This is a genomic window from Klebsiella sp. PK01 (assembly GCF_057624675.1).
In genome coordinates, this window is record NZ_JBYEZM010000006.1 from 281,825 (window position 1) to 297,196 (window position 15,372).

The 15,372-nt window shown below is 57.2% G+C and carries 13 protein-coding genes and 1 tRNA gene; 6 read left to right on the plus strand and 8 right to left on the minus strand.

What is annotated here, in order from left to right; translation table 11 throughout:
- Positions 1 to 41: 41 nt before the first annotated feature.
- The 4 genes from iolG (at position 42) to AC22LX_RS20150 (ending at position 4,554) form a co-directional block, all read left to right on the plus strand.
- Complete coding sequence (gene iolG, locus AC22LX_RS20135) at positions 42 to 1,055, plus strand: bifunctional inositol 2-dehydrogenase/D-chiro-inositol 1-dehydrogenase (protein ID WP_049060389.1); 1,014 nt, start codon at positions 42 to 44, stop codon at positions 1,053 to 1,055.
- A 41-nt stretch (positions 1,056 to 1,096) separates the two neighbouring features.
- The gene (locus AC22LX_RS20140; protein WP_315712410.1) at positions 1,097 to 1,981 is read left to right on the plus strand and encodes a sugar phosphate isomerase/epimerase family protein; all 885 of its coding nucleotides are present in this window, start codon (positions 1,097 to 1,099) and stop codon (positions 1,979 to 1,981) included.
- Positions 1,982 to 2,004: 23 nt separating this feature from the next.
- Positions 2,005 to 2,904, plus strand: a complete 900-nt coding sequence (gene iolE, locus AC22LX_RS20145; RefSeq protein WP_045394725.1) for a myo-inosose-2 dehydratase — start codon at positions 2,005 to 2,007, stop codon at positions 2,902 to 2,904.
- 153 nt (positions 2,905 to 3,057) lie between these two features.
- A complete protein-coding gene (locus tag AC22LX_RS20150) occupies positions 3,058 to 4,554 on the plus strand; it encodes a sugar porter family MFS transporter (RefSeq protein WP_015368530.1) in 1,497 nt (498 codons plus the stop codon).
- Between the two features lie 101 nt (positions 4,555 to 4,655).
- Here AC22LX_RS20150 and AC22LX_RS20155 read toward each other — a convergent pair whose 3' ends face one another.
- The 8 genes from AC22LX_RS20155 to AC22LX_RS20190 form a co-directional block, all read right to left on the minus strand.
- Positions 4,656 to 5,966, minus strand: a complete 1,311-nt coding sequence (locus AC22LX_RS20155; RefSeq protein WP_047063867.1) for an ABC transporter substrate-binding protein — start codon at positions 5,964 to 5,966, stop codon at positions 4,656 to 4,658.
- Positions 5,959 to 7,032: an ABC transporter ATP-binding protein gene (locus AC22LX_RS20160; protein ID WP_045394729.1), complete on the minus strand. Its 1,074-nt coding sequence runs from the start codon at positions 7,030 to 7,032 to the stop codon at positions 5,959 to 5,961. The genes AC22LX_RS20155 and AC22LX_RS20160 overlap by 8 nt, the downstream gene beginning before the upstream one ends.
- A gap of 5 nt (positions 7,033 to 7,037) precedes the next feature.
- Positions 7,038 to 7,862, minus strand: coding sequence for a phosphodiesterase (locus AC22LX_RS20165; protein ID WP_045394731.1), 825 nt, complete (start codon positions 7,860 to 7,862; stop codon positions 7,038 to 7,040).
- A 10-nt stretch (positions 7,863 to 7,872) separates the two neighbouring features.
- A complete protein-coding gene (locus tag AC22LX_RS20170) occupies positions 7,873 to 8,760 on the minus strand; it encodes a carbohydrate ABC transporter permease (protein ID WP_487334169.1) in 888 nt (295 codons plus the stop codon).
- Complete coding sequence (locus AC22LX_RS20175; RefSeq protein ID WP_015368525.1) at positions 8,750 to 9,622, minus strand: carbohydrate ABC transporter permease; 873 nt, start codon at positions 9,620 to 9,622, stop codon at positions 8,750 to 8,752. Before AC22LX_RS20175 ends, AC22LX_RS20170 begins: the two co-directional genes overlap by 11 nt.
- 142 nt (positions 9,623 to 9,764) lie before the next feature.
- Positions 9,765 to 10,784, minus strand: coding sequence for an NADPH-dependent aldehyde reductase Ahr (ahr, locus tag AC22LX_RS20180; RefSeq protein ID WP_487334170.1), 1,020 nt, complete (start codon positions 10,782 to 10,784; stop codon positions 9,765 to 9,767).
- 113 nt (positions 10,785 to 10,897) lie between these two features.
- On the minus strand, positions 10,898 to 12,367 hold the full coding sequence (locus AC22LX_RS20185; protein ID WP_045394735.1) for a SulP family inorganic anion transporter: 1,470 nt from the start codon (positions 12,365 to 12,367) through the stop codon (positions 10,898 to 10,900).
- Entirely contained in the window at positions 12,364 to 13,002 is a 639-nt protein-coding gene (locus AC22LX_RS20190) for a carbonic anhydrase (protein ID WP_487334171.1), read from the minus strand. The genes AC22LX_RS20185 and AC22LX_RS20190 overlap by 4 nt, the downstream gene beginning before the upstream one ends.
- Before the next feature lie 573 nt (positions 13,003 to 13,575).
- Between AC22LX_RS20190 and AC22LX_RS20195 the strand changes: the two genes are divergently transcribed.
- Together AC22LX_RS20195 and AC22LX_RS20200 are read left to right on the plus strand one after the other, a co-directional pair.
- A tRNA-Leu gene (locus AC22LX_RS20195) sits at positions 13,576 to 13,660 on the plus strand.
- Between the two features lie 243 nt (positions 13,661 to 13,903).
- Positions 13,904 to 15,091, plus strand: coding sequence for a tyrosine-type recombinase/integrase (locus AC22LX_RS20200; RefSeq protein WP_227504708.1), 1,188 nt, complete (start codon positions 13,904 to 13,906; stop codon positions 15,089 to 15,091).
- Positions 15,092 to 15,372: the final 281 nt, after the last annotated feature.

Genomic DNA, 15,372 nt, shown 5'->3' on the forward strand with positions numbered 1-15,372 from the left:
ACACGAACCCTGAACCCTACAGAACTACGGAGAGAACCATCATGCCACTCAAATTAGGTGTCATCGGCGCAGGCGCCATCGGTAAAGAACATATCCGTCGCTGCACCCAGGTCTTACAGGGGGCGACCGTGGTCGCCGTATCCGATATCAATGCCGATAACGCCCGTGCGGCAGTTTCTCTGCCGGGCGTGCAGGCGGAAGTCTACGCCGATGGTCATGATGTGATTAAGGCCAGCGACGTTGACGCCGTGCTGGTGACCTCCTGGGATCCAACCCATGAAGAGTACACCCTGGCGGCTATTGAGGCCGGTAAGCCCGTATTTTGCGAAAAACCGCTGGCGATGAGCGCGGAAGGCTGCCGCCGCATCGTTGATGCTGAAATGAAAGCCGGGCGTCGCCTGGTGCAGGTCGGCTTTATGCGCCCGTACGATGAAGGCTATCTGGCGTTGAAGAAGGTCATCGACGACGGTGATATCGGCGCGCCGCTGATGCTGCGCTGCGCCCACCGCAACCAGTCTGTCGGTGAGAACTACACCACCGATATGGCGATCACCAACACCCTGATCCACGAACTGGACGTGCTGCGCTGGCTGCTAAATGACGATTACCGCTCCGTACAGGTACGCTTCCCGCGCTCGACCTCCCATACCCATGCGCGGCTGAAAGACCCACAGATCGTCTCGTTTGAAACGAAAAAGGGCACCCTGATCGACGTCGAAGTCTTCGTGAATTGCCAGTACGGCTACGACATTCAGTGCGAAGTCGTTGGCGAAACGGGCATTGCGCGCCTGCCGGAACCGTCGGCGGTGGAGATGCGTAAAGCCGCCAGCCTGTCTACCGCCATCCTCACCGACTGGAAAGACCGTTTCATCAAAGCCTACGACGTCGAACTGCAGGCATTTATCAATGATGTGAAAGCCGGCAAGCTGCAGGGCCCCTCCGCCTGGGACGGCTATGCGGCATCGGTTGCCGCCGACGCCTGTTTGAAGGCGCAAGAGTGTAACGAACCGGTAGCAGTGTCGCTGCCTGAGTGCCCGGCATTCTACCAACGCTAAATCATCCTTCACCGACGTAACGTTTCAAACAGGTAACGACGATGAAAATTGCTTTTGATGTCGATGTGATTCGCGATCTCGGGATCACCAGAATGGTCCAGCAGGTGGCGGAGTGGGGCTACAAATACATTGAGCAGTCTCCGCACCCGCAGATTAACCCGTTCTACAAGCATCCGCGCGCCAGCCGGGAGATCATGGCCGAATATAAGCAGGCGCTGCGTGACAACGGCGTTGAACTCTCCTCGTTCATCTGCGTTTATCGCTGGTCCGGCCCGGATGAGCTGCGCCGACAGGCGGCGGTGAAGAACTGGAAGCGGCTAATCGAAGTAGCGGTGGAGATGGGCGTGCAGGTTATCAACACCGAATTTTCCGGCGATCCTAACCAGCCGGAAATTTGCGAAGAGATGTTCTACCGCTCGATGGAAGAGCTGCTGCCGATATTCGAACGTGAAGGTATCCGCCTCGAAATCCAGGCCCATCCGTGGGACTTCTGCGAAGAAAACAACGAGACGGTGGATATCGTTAAGTCATTCCGCAGCGACAACGTGAAGTATGTCTACAGCGTGCCGCACACCTTTTTCTACGACAAAGGCAAAGGTGAAGTTGAGAAGATGCTGCGCTATGCCGGGCAGGACCTGTCGCACGTGTTGATTGCCGATACCCGCAACCACACCAAACACTGCCGCTATATCGTTAATCCGCCGGGCGTTGATGCCGCCGTACACCAGCACGTCGGTGTCGGCGAGGGGGATGTCGATTTCAATGCTCTGTTTAGCACCCTGCGCGATATGCGCTTCGCTGAACAGACCTTCAAAGTTGGCGGTGAACCGATCGTCTGCACCTCGCTGTTTGGTTACCCGGAAAAGATGAAATACCAGGCCGTGGAAACGCGTGAACTTATCGAACGTGAACTGCTGCGCCGGTAAGGCGCGGCGGCAGGAGCATCAAAATGAACAAAGACAACGTCAAACTGGCTATCGCCCCTATCGGTTGGACTAACGACGATATGCCTGAGCTGGGGAGCGAAAACACCTTTCAGCAAACGGTCAGCGAAATGGCGCTGGCCGGGTTTACCGGCAGCGAAGTCGGCAGCAAATATCCGCGCGACCCGGCGGTGCTGAAGCCGATGCTGGATATTCGCGGCATGCAAATTTGCAACGCCTGGTTCAGCACCTTCTTCGCGGATGGCCAAAGAGAAAAAACCATCGATGAATTCGTTAACCACATGAATTTCCTCCATGCGATGGGCGCGAAGGTGATTGGCTGCTCTGAACAAAGCGGCAGTATCCAGGGGCTCGATAAACCGATCCTCGGCGATGTAAAACCGTGCTTTAGCGACGAAGAGTGGCAGCGGGTAGCCGAAGGTTATAACGCGCTTGGCAAACTGGCGGCAGAGAAGGGGATGCAGGTTTGTCTGCATCACCATATGGGCACCGGCATTCAGACTACCGCGGAGATCGACAAGTTTATGTCGCTGGTGGACGAACGCGTCTTCCTGCTCTACGACACCGGTCACGCCTGGTATTCAGAGGGCGGCGAGGCGCCGATGCTGGCGATCCTGAAAAAATATCTGCCGCGCATTAACCACGTGCATCTGAAAGACGTCCGCCCCGCGGTGATTGAGCAGGTGCGCCGCGAAGGGCTCTCATTCCTCGACGGCGTCAAGAAAGGCACCTTTACCGTACCGGGAGACGGCGAAATAGATTTCCGCCCGGTCTTCCAGTTGCTGGATGACTACGGCTACAAGGGTTGGATGGTAGTGGAAGCCGAACAAGACCCTGCGCTGGCGAACCCCTTCGAATACGCCGTAAAGGCGCGTAAGTACATCCGCGAAACGGCAGGAATCTGATCGTTGATGCATTTCGGGCCACACAGCTGCGTGGCCTGCTTTTTCTAAACCTCAAGAGAACCACACGAGAACGACACGTCCGTGAGGCAGGAGGCCTCTGTATTCAGACAAGAGCATATCTTCCCCCTACAAGGTAGGTTACTGGAGTCTTCTATGTCACAGGAACAATATCTCACACTCAATAAAGCGTCGGGGCCGAATAGCGACGCCCCGGCAACGCCGTTTGTTAAGATCGTTGCGTTGATTGCGACCTTAGGCGGTTTACTCTTTGGCTACGACACCGGGGTGATTTCCGGCGCCCTGCTGTTTATGGGTAAGGAACTGCACCTTACGCCGTTTACCACCGGGCTGGTGACCAGCTCGCTGCTGTTCGGCGCCGCATTCGGCGCACTGCTTTCTGGCCATCTGGCCAGCGCCGCAGGCAGAAAGAAAATCATCCTCTGGCTGGCGGTGATCTTCGCTATCGGCGCGGTGGGTACTGCCCTCGCGCCGGACGTCAACTGGATGATTTTCTTCCGCCTGGTTCTCGGCGTAGCGGTTGGCGGCGCGGCGGCAACGGTGCCGGTATATATCGCTGAGATGGCGCCCGCCAACAAACGCGGGCAACTGGTCACGCTGCAGGAACTGATGATCGTCTCCGGCCAACTGCTGGCCTATATCTCTAACGCCACCTTCCATGAGCTGTGGGGCGGAGAAAGCACCTGGCGCTGGATGCTGGCGGTGGCGACGCTGCCTGCCGTGCTGCTGTGGTTTGGCATGATGTTTATGCCGGATACCCCGCGTTGGTACGCGATGAAAGGCCGGCTGGCGGAAGCGCGCCGGGTGCTGGAGCGTACGCGGCGTAAAGATGATGTCGAATGGGAGCTAATGGAGATTACGGAAACTCTCGACGAGCAGCGCAATCTCGGTAAGCCAAAAATTCGTGAAATCATGACCCCGTGGCTGTTTAAGCTGTTCATGATCGGTATCGGCGTGGCGGTTATTCAGCAGCTTACCGGCGTCAATACCATTATGTACTATGCGCCGACGGTGCTGACCTCGGTCGGTATGACCGATAACGCCGCGCTGTTCGCCACCATTGCCAACGGCGTGGTTTCGGTACTGATGACCTTTGTCGGCATCTGGATGCTGGGGAAGATAGGCCGTCGCCCGATGACCATGATCGGCCAGTTCGGCTGTACCGCCTGCCTGGTGTTTATCGGCGCGGTGAGCTACCTGCTGCCGGAAACGGTCAATGGTCAGCCGGATGCGCTGCGCGCCTATATGGTACTGGCGGGAATGCTGCTGTTCCTGAGCTTCCAGCAGGGGGCGCTGTCGCCGGTGACCTGGCTGCTGTTGTCGGAAATTTTCCCAACCCGGATGCGCGGGATGTTTATGGGCGGGGCGGTGTTCTCAATGTGGATTGCCAACTTCCTGATCTCGCTGTTCTTCCCGATGCTATTGTCGTGGGTCGGCCTCTCCGGAACCTTCTTTATCTTTGCGGCAATCGGTATCTTCGGCGCGATCTTCGTGATCAAATGCGTGCCGGAAACGCGCAACCGCAGCCTTGAGCAGATCGAGCACTATCTGCGCGAGAAGCTGGATACCAGCCCGGCGGGAAAAGCCTACGCGCGTAAATCCTGGGCTTCGTCGCAGGCGGATAAAATCTAAGGCTTCGACAAAATCTCCCCGGCGCATTCTACGCTGGGGGCGGTTGGTCACCCGGCCTGGGCGTTTACGCCGCAAGCCGGGCGCCCCGCTACAGACCTGCGCTACTTCACTTCTCCCAGCGCGGTCTTATCAACATAAGGTTTCATTAGCGCGTCAGCTTCCTTCTGTGCCGCCTGTACCGCTGCTTCCGGCGTTACTTTGGCATCGTTGACCACCGCCGCCAGCTGGTTCTCCATCGCCTTACGCACGGCGACGGTCTCCCAGGTGGAGTACCACGGATGCGCGTACTTCAGCTGTTCAAGGGCGATCGCCGCCCGCGGATCCTGCTGCAGATATGCTTTCATCTCCGGCGTATCGTAAGAAGCCTTGCGCGGCGAGAAGTAGCCGGTAAAGCGGCTCCACGCCCCGTTCACCTGCGGGCTTACCAGATAAGTCAGGAACTGGTAGGCCGCTTTCTTCTGCGCGTCGTTGATGCCTTTAAAGCTTACCAGGCTGGCGCCGCCGATCGGCACCGCGCGCTGCTCCTTGGCTGGTAGCATGGCGACGCCGAGTTCAAAATCTTTACTGTTCTCGCGCATAAAGCCCAGTGCGCCGGTGCTGAGCATCGCCATGCCAAGTTTGCCGGAGAAGAATGAAGCGCTGATCTGCTTCGAATTCAGTACCCCGGAAGGCATCACTTTGTCTTTGTAGATCAGATCCTGCCAGAAGCGCAGAGCGCCGATAGCGGTCGGCGAGTTGTAATAAACCTCACCCGGATAGTCTTCATTGAAATATTTACCGCCGTTGGCGCGCACCAGCGCCGAGAAGATCCAGCCGCCGTAGTCGTCGTTGGTCGAGGGCAGCATGATCCCCCACTGGCCTTTGCTCTCGTCGGTCAGCTTTTTGGCATCGGCCAGCAGCTCGGCCCAGGTCTGCGGTGGTTGGGCGATCCCAGCCCGATCGAACAGCGTCTTGTTGTAGTAGAGGATTGGCGTCGAGTTATGGAATGGGATCGCATAGGTGGTGCCCATCACCTGGGCGTTCTTATGCATCGCGGGCCAGAATTCCTTTTGCAGAAAATCGCCAGCCTTTTGATCGCCATATTTAAACAGTTCGTCCATCGGCAGGATCTCATCCTTTAGCGCCAGATCGGTGGTGAAGTTGGCGGACATGATCACCAGCGCCGGCGGCTGTCCAGCCTTCTGTGCGGATTCGGCTTTGATCTTGGTGGTGTCATAGTTGCCGGTGAAGATGCCGCGAACTTCGACATCCTGCTGCGAGTCGTTGAACGCTTTAATAACGCGGGTCATCTCCATCGTCAGCTTGCCGTCTACCGGAGCCGGGAACATGAAGTCTATTTTCTCTTTCGCCAGCGCCGCGCCGCTCAGGGCGAGGCTGAGCCCAACCGTCAGGGCGGTGAGGGGGTTAAACATGGTCTGTCTCCATCAGTAAATTATGCTGGGTCTCAGCATGAAAAAGATGCACATCGGCAGGCGAGAAGCCGAGGATCAGCGATTCGCCTTTTTCAGGTACCGTGCCGCGGTGGCGGCGGCTAAAGCGCAGGGTGCCGATCGGCGTGCTGACGTGGAGCAGATAATCGGCTCCCATCAGTTCTCGTTGCAGGACGGTGCCCGGCAGGCGCAGATGGCCTTGCTCCACGCGGTCGGTAATATGTTCCGGGCGAATGCCCAGCCAGACGCGGGTCTGGCTGCGGTAGTACGGCGGTAGCGGATGGCGTAGTTCGCCAAGCTGAACGTTGCCGTCAACGCAGGGGAGCGATAGCAGGTTCATCGCTGGCGAACCGATAAATCCGGCCACGAACAGATTGGCTGGGTTGGCATACAGATATTCTGGCCGTCCTACCTGCTGCACGTGGCCGCCGTTCATCACCACGATGCGGTCGGCCATCGACATGGCCTCGGTCTGATCGTGGGTGACGTAGACGGTACTGGTTTTCAACTGCTGGTGGAGGTCCATAATGCTGTCGCGGACTTCGCTGCGCAGGCGGGCGTCGAGGTTGGACAGCGGTTCATCCATTAAGAACAGCCGCGGATTACGCACGATCGCCCGCGCCATCGCTACCCGCTGCCGTTGGCCGCCGGAGAGCTTCGCCGGTTTGCGATCGAGCAGTGCCTCTAGTTGCAGCATCTGCGCGACTTTATCTACCCGCGGCTGCCAGCCGCTTTTCTCTTCCTTGCGTACCTTCATGCCGAAGGTGATGTTGTCGCGCACAGAGAGATGTGGAAACAGCGCATAGTTCTGGAAGATCATCGCAAAATTGCGTTCGCGCGGCGTGGTGTCGGTGATGTTCTCATCATGCAGCCAGATTTCGCCTTCGCTGACCTGCTCCAACCCGGCAAGCAGGCGCAGTAGGGTGCTTTTACCACAGCCCGACGGGCCGACCAGCACCACGAATTCGCCTTCGTGGATATCAAGCGACAGCGCGCTGAGCGCCGGTTTACCGTCGAAATGTTTACTGATGTTTTGCAGACTGAGCATGGCGGTTAGCGCTCTTCCGTTGGACAACTGATGTTTTCGTCGTACAGCCACGGCCCGGCGTAGTGGGCCAGCGAGTGCTGGTAGCTCACCCACTGTTCGCCGACCTGGCGGTGCATCAGGCACGAAGCCGGCGAGAGATCGTAATACGGCCGAGTGTCTTCGTGGCAGTACGGTACCTGATGGACGGTGCCGGGGATGGTGGAGATCAGCGCCTGGCGATACTGGGTCATGGTCAGGCTATGGTTATGGCCGCAGAAGATGCGCGTCAGCGACGGGAAACGTTCCACCAGCGCCAGCAGACGGTGGCCGTTTTCGCAGGCAATCGGGTCCATCTGCGCGTTGCCCAGCGGCAGCGGCGGGTGGTGCATAAAGATCGTTGCCGGTTTGTCGCCGCCGTCGAACAGCTGCGCCTCCAGCCAGTTGATGGTCTCGTCGGTCAGCCAGCCTTTTGAAGTGCCGGCGCGGCTGGAGTCGATAAACAGCAGGCGGGTAGCGAAGTCGTCAACCGCATAGCGCATATTATTGGCATCGTTGCCGAGCAGCGGGCACAGCGGCTGCAGGTACTCCAGAAACAGCGCTTTATCATCGTGGTTGCCGGGGATCGGATACAGCGGATAATTCAGGCTGCCGAGGATCTGGCGGGCGACCTGATACTCCTCCGGGCGGCCGCAGTTGACGATATCGCCGCTCACCACCACCGCATCCGGGCGTTCGCGCAGCGCGTTAAGTTGAGAAACCACATCAGCATTGGCGGCATTGACGTCGATAAAACCGTACAGCTTTTCGCCGCGGCTGCGGAAATGGGTATCGGAAATGTGCGCTAACAGCATGAATAACTCCTTATTTGATCCCGGAGAAGCCGAAGCTTCGCAGGAACTGTTTCTGGAAAAGGATGAACGCCAGCATCAGCGGCAGGCAGACCATCAGCGTCCCGGCGCCGATGGTGCCCCACTGGCCGCCGGATTCAGCGCCCATGGCGAAAGAGACCAGCCCGACGGTCAGCACCTGCTTATCGGGATCGTTGAGCATCATCAGCGGCCACAGGTACTCGTTCCAGTGGTAGGTAATGCTGACGGTGGCGAAGGCCAGCACCGACGGCCAGGACATCGGCAGCAGTACGCGGAATAGCACCTGCCACCAGCGGCAGCCCTCCATCAGCGCCGCCTCTTCCAGCTCTTTCGGGATGGCGAGGAACGCCTGGCGCATCAGAAACACGCCGAACGCCGAGGTAAAGTAAGGCATCATCACGCCGGTCAGGGTGTTAAGCAGGCCGAAGGTTGTCAGGGTCAGCATGTTCGGCACCATCATCACCACCGGCATGATCATCAACTGGACGAGGAACAGCAGAAATAGCGTTTTCTTGCCGCGAAATTCGTGGCAGGCGAAGACGTAGCCGGCGGTGGTGATGGTGAGTAGCTGCGCGAAGAAAGTGCCGAAGGTAAAGATAAGGGTGTTGGCGTACAGGCTCAGCCAGTCGGCGCTGTCCCAGGCGTCACGGAAGTTATCGAGAGTCAGCGGCAGACGGGGCAGCAATGAGGCCATATCTTCGCCGAAGGTGGTGGCGCTGAACGAGGTCGCCAGCATCCAGATAAACGGGCTCACCCATAGCAGCGCCAGGCAGCACATGATTACCGTCAGGGTAAAGGGCTGTGAGCGACGCAGGCGCAACCACAGCGGACGCGCAGCGGTGGGCGAGCGGACCATCAGCGGCGAGATTTCAGCGCTCATAGTGGGCTCCTTTTTCCAGCAATTTCAGGTTAATCAGCGAGAAGGCAAACAGCCCGGCCAGCGTCAGGAAGGTGGCGGCGGAGGCTTTGCCGAGGTCGTGGGTATCCCAGGCGAGATTCTGGATGTAATAGAGCAGCACGGTCGTGGCGTTATCCGGCCCGCCGCGCGTCATCACCGCGACGTGATCAATTTGGGTAATGGAGTAAATCAGCGCGGTGGTGATAACAAAGCTCAGCGTCGGGCGCAGCAGCGGCAGCGTCACCTTAAAAAACACCTGGGTGCGGCTGGCCCCTTCCATCAGCGCTGCTTCCCGCGTCGAGGCCGGAATACTCTGCAGCCCGGCGAGGAAAAACAGCATGTAATAACCGGCGAACTTCCACACGCCAATCAGCGCCAGCGCCAGCAGCGCGCTGTTGCTGCGCCCCAGCCAGTTGTTGTTCTGAGGGCCAAATAGCTTCGCCAGATAGTGATCGAGCAGGCCGAGGCCGGGCATAAAAATAAACAGCCACAGCGCGGCGGCGCTGACCATCGGGATAATCATCGGGAAGAAAAAGGCGGTGCGCAGCCAGCGGTTGACGCGGTGATTCTCGCTCAGCGCCACCGCCAGCAGCAGGGCGAGCGTCACGCCGGGTACCACCGTCAGCAGGATATAGAGCAGATTATTGACCAGCGATTGCCAGAAAACGCCGTCGGCAAACAGGCGGGCGAAGTTATCCAGCCCGACGTACTGTGCGCCATCGCTGGCCATGCGGGTATCAAACAGGCTGTCATAGACCGAACGGCCAAGCGGAAACCAGGTAAACAGCAGTAAAAACAACAGGGAAGGCGACAGTATCAGCCAGGGGAGCCAGCGCTTATTCATGGTGACGGGCGTCTCGTTCAGGCGTTTATGGAAGCCCGGATTGTGGGAAGCGATGACTACAGGGGAATGGCGGGGAGATGACGGTTTGATGAAGCAAGAAGAAAAGCGCCGGGCGCATGGGACGCCCGGCGGTAAATACCAATCAGAAGTCGGCTTTTAGTACCGCGCGATAGCGGGCTTTACCTTCGCGCACGTGTTTCAGCGCTTCGTTAATTTGCGACATCGGGAACAGTTCGGTGGTTGGCGCCACTTTGCTACGCCCGGCGAATTTCATCAGCTTACGCAGTTCGGACGGGTTACCGGTCGCCGAGCCGGAGATGCTGCGGTCGCCGCCGATAAGGGTAAAGGCCGGAACCGGGAATGGCTTCATTACCGCGCCGACGGTGTGGAAGTTGCCGCCGTAGGCCAGCGCCTCGAAATACGGCTGCCAGTCAAGGTCCACCGCCACGGTGTTGATGATCAGATCGAACTGACCGGCCAGCGCGGTTAACGCCTGCGGATCGCGGCTGTTCACTACGCGATCGGCGCCCATTGCCAGCACTTCCTGCTCTTTCGCCGGGTTGGAACTGAAAGCGGTCACTTCCGCTCCCATCGCCCGCAGCAGTTTAATCGCGATATGGCCGAGGCCGCCGATACCAATCACGCCGACGCGGCTGGTGGCGGTCACGTGGTGGGTCAGCAGCGGTTTGAAGACGGTGATGCCGCCGCACAGCATCGGGCCGGCGGAAGCCAGATCGATGCTCTCTGGCAGCGGGATCACCCATTGCCAGTCGGCGCGCAGCTTATCGGCGAAGCCGCCGCGGTTCATAATGGTCGGCACAGAGCCTTCCAGGCAGTTGATCTGGTTGCCGCTGATACAGGCGTCGCAGTGGCCGCAGCTGCGCGCCGTCCAGCCGATCCCGACCTTCTGACCAATCTTCAGCCCTTTATCCTGCGCCGCGCTGCCCAGCGCCGCCACCCGGCCAATCACTTCGTGACCGGCGACCAGCGGGTAGCTCGACATGCCCCATTCGTTGTCGATCATCGACAGGTCCGAATGACAAATCCCGCAGTACTCTACCTCGACTTCAACATCTTCCGGCAACAGTTCGCCGGCATCGTACTCCCACAGCGACAGATCGGCGCCCGCTTCTTTGGCGGCGTAACTTTTAATGATGCTCATGTTTGTTTCCTTGGGGTTGGCGTAGTAACGAAGAAAGTGTAGAGCATGGCAACAGGCGTCGCTTGGCATTAGGAGGGGTGGATAACCGGGCGGACCAGCCGCCCGGGAGACGGTCAGCGGCTGGCAAGCGGCCACTGATTGAGGCGGATACCGCGCTGCGGCGCGCTCTCGGCAAAATCATCCAGCACCGCCTGCACATCCGGGTCAAGATAGCCGACGTTATCGTGCTCGACGATCACCACGCTCTTTTCCGGAATTTTCGCCAGCAGCGCCAGCAGATGCGGATTGTGTAAAAAGGTCAGGTTCTGCTGGATGCGCAGCACGTAGTGGTCGTCGTAGCGCGCCAGCTGCAGCGAATGGCGATGGCTACGCCAGATGCTGAACGCCACCTGGGTGGCGAGGCCAATCCCGATCCCCGCCAGCATGCCGAAGCCGATAATCCCGCCAATGGTGGCAAGAAAGGGGACGTACTGCGCGGCGCCCTGGCGGAACTGTTCAATGAACAGCCGCGGCGTCGCCAGCTTATAGCCGGTATACAGCAGCACGGCGGCGAGGCTGGCGAGCGGGATTAACGTCAGCAGGCCGCTAAACCACAGTCCGCAGATCAGTAGCAGCACGCCGTGGATAAAGATCGACAGTTTGCTCTGTGCGCCGTTGCTGACGTTGACCGAGCTACGGACGATGACCGCGGTGATCGGCATCGCCCCGAGTACGCCGGAGAGCAGGTTGCCGACGCCCTGGGCGACCATTTCGCGGTTCGGCGAAGGCGGCGGATTTTGCGGACGCAGTTTTTTCAGCGCCTCCTGGCTGAGCAGGGTTTCGAGGCTGGCGACCAGCGCGAGGGTTAGCGCCACCACCCACACCGAAGGATTACGCCACGCGCTCCACGCAGGAGACTCCAGCTCGCCCAGCAGGTCGCCGAGGCTACCGAACTCCGGCAGGGTAATGCGCGGCAGGGAGGCAAGCTGTTGTGGCGCGGCCTGGGTCATTAATACGGTGGTGGCACAACCGAGCAGGACCGCGATCAGCGGGCCGGGGATCCAGCGCAGGCTCTTCACCCGGCGGATAAGCGGCGAACCCCACAGCCATAGCACCAGCAGGCCGCCCAGGGCGACGGCGATAGCGCTGAGGGAGAAGGTGGCGTTACCCTGCACGATATCGGCGAGCCCGGTCTCTTCTGCGCTGCCAAGCGCGACGGGGATCTGCTGCATAATCAGCAGGATGCCGATCGCCGCCAGCATACCTTTGATGACGCTGACGGGAACCAGCGAGATAAAGCGCCCGGCCCGCAGAATGCCAAACAGCAGCTGCAGTACGCCGGCCAGCACCAGCGCCATCAGGAAGATGGAGAAGGAACCCAGGGATTCAATGGCGGCGACGACGATGGTGACCAGTCCGGCGGCGGGGCCGCTGACGGCGAAGCGGGAGGGGCTGAGGGCGGTGACGAGCAGGCCGCCGATGATACCGGTCAGCAGACCGACAAAGGGCGGTAAGCCGCTGGCCTGGGCGATGCCGAGGCACAGCGGCAGGGCGACAAGGAAGACGACAATGCCTGCGAGAGAGTCCTGACGAAGAGTATTCATGGGGCATGCTCCTGAGGTGAGAGGTGTTCGACGAGAGTGGTCAGATGGCCGGATGCCAGATCGTAGACGCAGCCGTGCAGGCTGAGCGGCCGTCCGCTGGCGAGCAGCGTCTGTACGGGGTCACAGTCAAGCAGGCGGCTGAACTGGGCGCGAACGTTGGCCTCCACCAGGGCATTGAGCGCCGCGGCCGCATCGGCGTCAGGGTCAGTGAGCGTCAGAGCAGCGATATCACCCTGCAGGGTATCGCGCAGCGAGCCGATGCGGCGGGCCAGCGCCGAGGACTCGCGGGCCAGCGGCATCTCCGGCAACGACAGCGCCGCCTGCACGCCGCCGCAGCCGTAGTGGCCGCAGAGCACCACCCGTTCGACCTCGAGATAGTGGAGGGCATATTGCAGTACGCTCATAAAGTTGTCGTCGGCGGGGTCAATCATGTTAGCGATATTACGGTGGACGAAGAGTTCGCCGGGATGGCTGCCGGTGAGTACTTCGGCGGGAACGCGGCTATCGGAGCAGCCTATCCACAGCGAATGCGGCCGCTGGCCGGCTACCAGTTTTTCAAAATATTCCGGGTCATGCTGGCACTTCTGCAGCGCCCAGCTGCGGTTACGCGCCAGTAAAGGTTTTAAGGTAGTCACAGTCTTTCTCCTGATTTTATTCACCGAGTGAAGATGTCCATCGAGACTCGTACAGCGACTAGTAAAAATAGTATTTACCGGAACTTTCACGCCTGAGGAAAATCCTGGAATAAAGAACGAACACAAAACTTTTCATTAATGTAAAGTTATAAAAATATTGACGTAATTAATAAGTTCTTAAGGATTGCGGTAATAAGAAAAAGCGATGGGATAGTTTTTTATGGAATATATAAATCAACTACATTAATTATTCTGGAATCTTATATTGAGTGTTTGAGGAAGCGTAAATGCTTATGGTTGGCGGCGATAAAACGTTGGCGCGATGAGAGTGTAATGTGAGATGGATTTGAGAAAAATTGGCGCGGAATTGGTGATGTGTTGGTCGTAGGGGCAGGGAAGTTAAGGTCAGGAAGCTGGTTTGTTGCGCATTGATGGCTGAAAAATGTGACGCCGCACCGCGCGTTTGTGGGATTACGCTGTTTTTTTCAACACTTAGCACTACTGATGCATGCTGTCGCTTGCATGGCGGCTATCGACAGGTATAATCCAAAACGTTTTCCGTATCCCTTCAGTGCCGAAGTGGCGAAATCGGTAGACGCAGTTGATTCAAAATCAACCGTAGAAATACGTGCCGGTTCGAGTCCGGCCTTCGGCACCATCGGAACATCAATAGACGTCAACGGACGTCTTTTTTTGTGCCTGAAATCCAGTATTTACCCATTATTCCCGCTATATTAACTCTCTCAAGGTCAACCTACTTCAACGTACATCTACCAACAGATGTTGGTACAGATGATGGTATTTCCGGTTCGATAATGCTTGTACCAACAGGGAGGGGATAAGCATGGCTCTAACAGATATCAAAGTCAGAACAGCCAAGCCAACGGATAAGCAATAAAAGCTGACTGATGGCAACGGTATGCATCTTCTCGTCCATCCCAATGGTTCTAAATACTGGCGTTTGCAATACCGATTTGGCGGAAAGCAAAAGATGCTGGCTCTGGGTGTTTATCCTGATGTGTCACTCGCTGATGCAAGGGCTCGTCGTGATGAGGCTCGTAAGCTTTTGGCAAACAGCATCGATCCGGGAGATAAAAAGAAAAATGATAAGGTTGAGCAGGAAGAAGCACGTACTTTCGAACAACTTGCTATTGAGTGGCATGCCACAAATAAAAAGTGGTCGGAAGAACATAGCCGACGAGTACTGAAAAGTCTGGAGGATAATCTCTTCCCTGCCATAGGTAAGCGAAATATTGCTGATCTTAAAACTAGAGACCTGCTAGTCCCAATCAAAGCGGTAGAGTTGTCGGGGCGACTTGAGGTGGCATCCTGTCTACAGCAGCGCACTACTGCAATTATGAGATATGCCGTTCTGAGTGGTTTACTTGATTACAATCCCGCACAGGAAATGGTTGGTGCTGTTGCTTCAAGTAACAGGCAGCATAGACCTGCATTGGAGTTGAAACGTACCCCCGAACTGCTTCAGCGCATTGACAGCTATACGGGTAGACCTTTGACCCGCCTTGCCGTTGAGCTAACCCTCCTTGTATTTATTCGTTCAAGTGAACTGCGTTTTGCTCGTTGGTCTGAGATCGATTTTGAAACATCGATGTGGACGATCCCAGCAGAGCGAGAAGCTATTGAAGGGGTGAAGCACTCCCAGCGTGGTTCAAAAATGCGTACGCCTCATTTGGTGCCGTTATCTCGTCAGGCGTTAGCAATCCTTAAACAGGTACACAAACTTAGTGGCGAGCGCGATTTTGTTTTCATTGGCGATCACGACCATCGTAAACCGATGAGTGAGAACACGGTGAACAAGGCGCTGCGCGTTATGGGTTATGACACGAAGGTAGAGGTTTGTGGACATGGTTTCAGAACAATGGCCTGTAGTTCATTGATAGAATCGGGATTGTGGTCGAGGGATGCGGTTGAACGGCAGATGAGCCATATGGAGCGTAACTCTGTACGTGCGGCTTATATTCATAAGGCCGAGCATCTGGATGAGCGCAGACTGATGCTGCAGTGGTGGGCTGATTTTTTGGATGCGAATCGGGAAAAGGAAGTTAGTCCTTATGACTTTGGTAAATAATCTAATTCCTGACGCTTGCTATGCGTGAATTTGAAAAGCCAGCTTGAACTATAACCCATACTTTTTTATAACTGTATTGTTCTGGCGATTCAGAGGTGCACTATGAAAACTTTCGATACTCAACTTGCGATGAGTATTGTATCGCACTCAACGGGAGGTTTTAGTTACGACACTCTAGCTAGAGCTTTGATTTCTAAGAATAAAAATGAAAGCCCCGACATTCTTCTTGAGTCATGTCGAAATTTTTGTCTCTCTCTTGAGGAAAAAGGCATTCTGAGGCG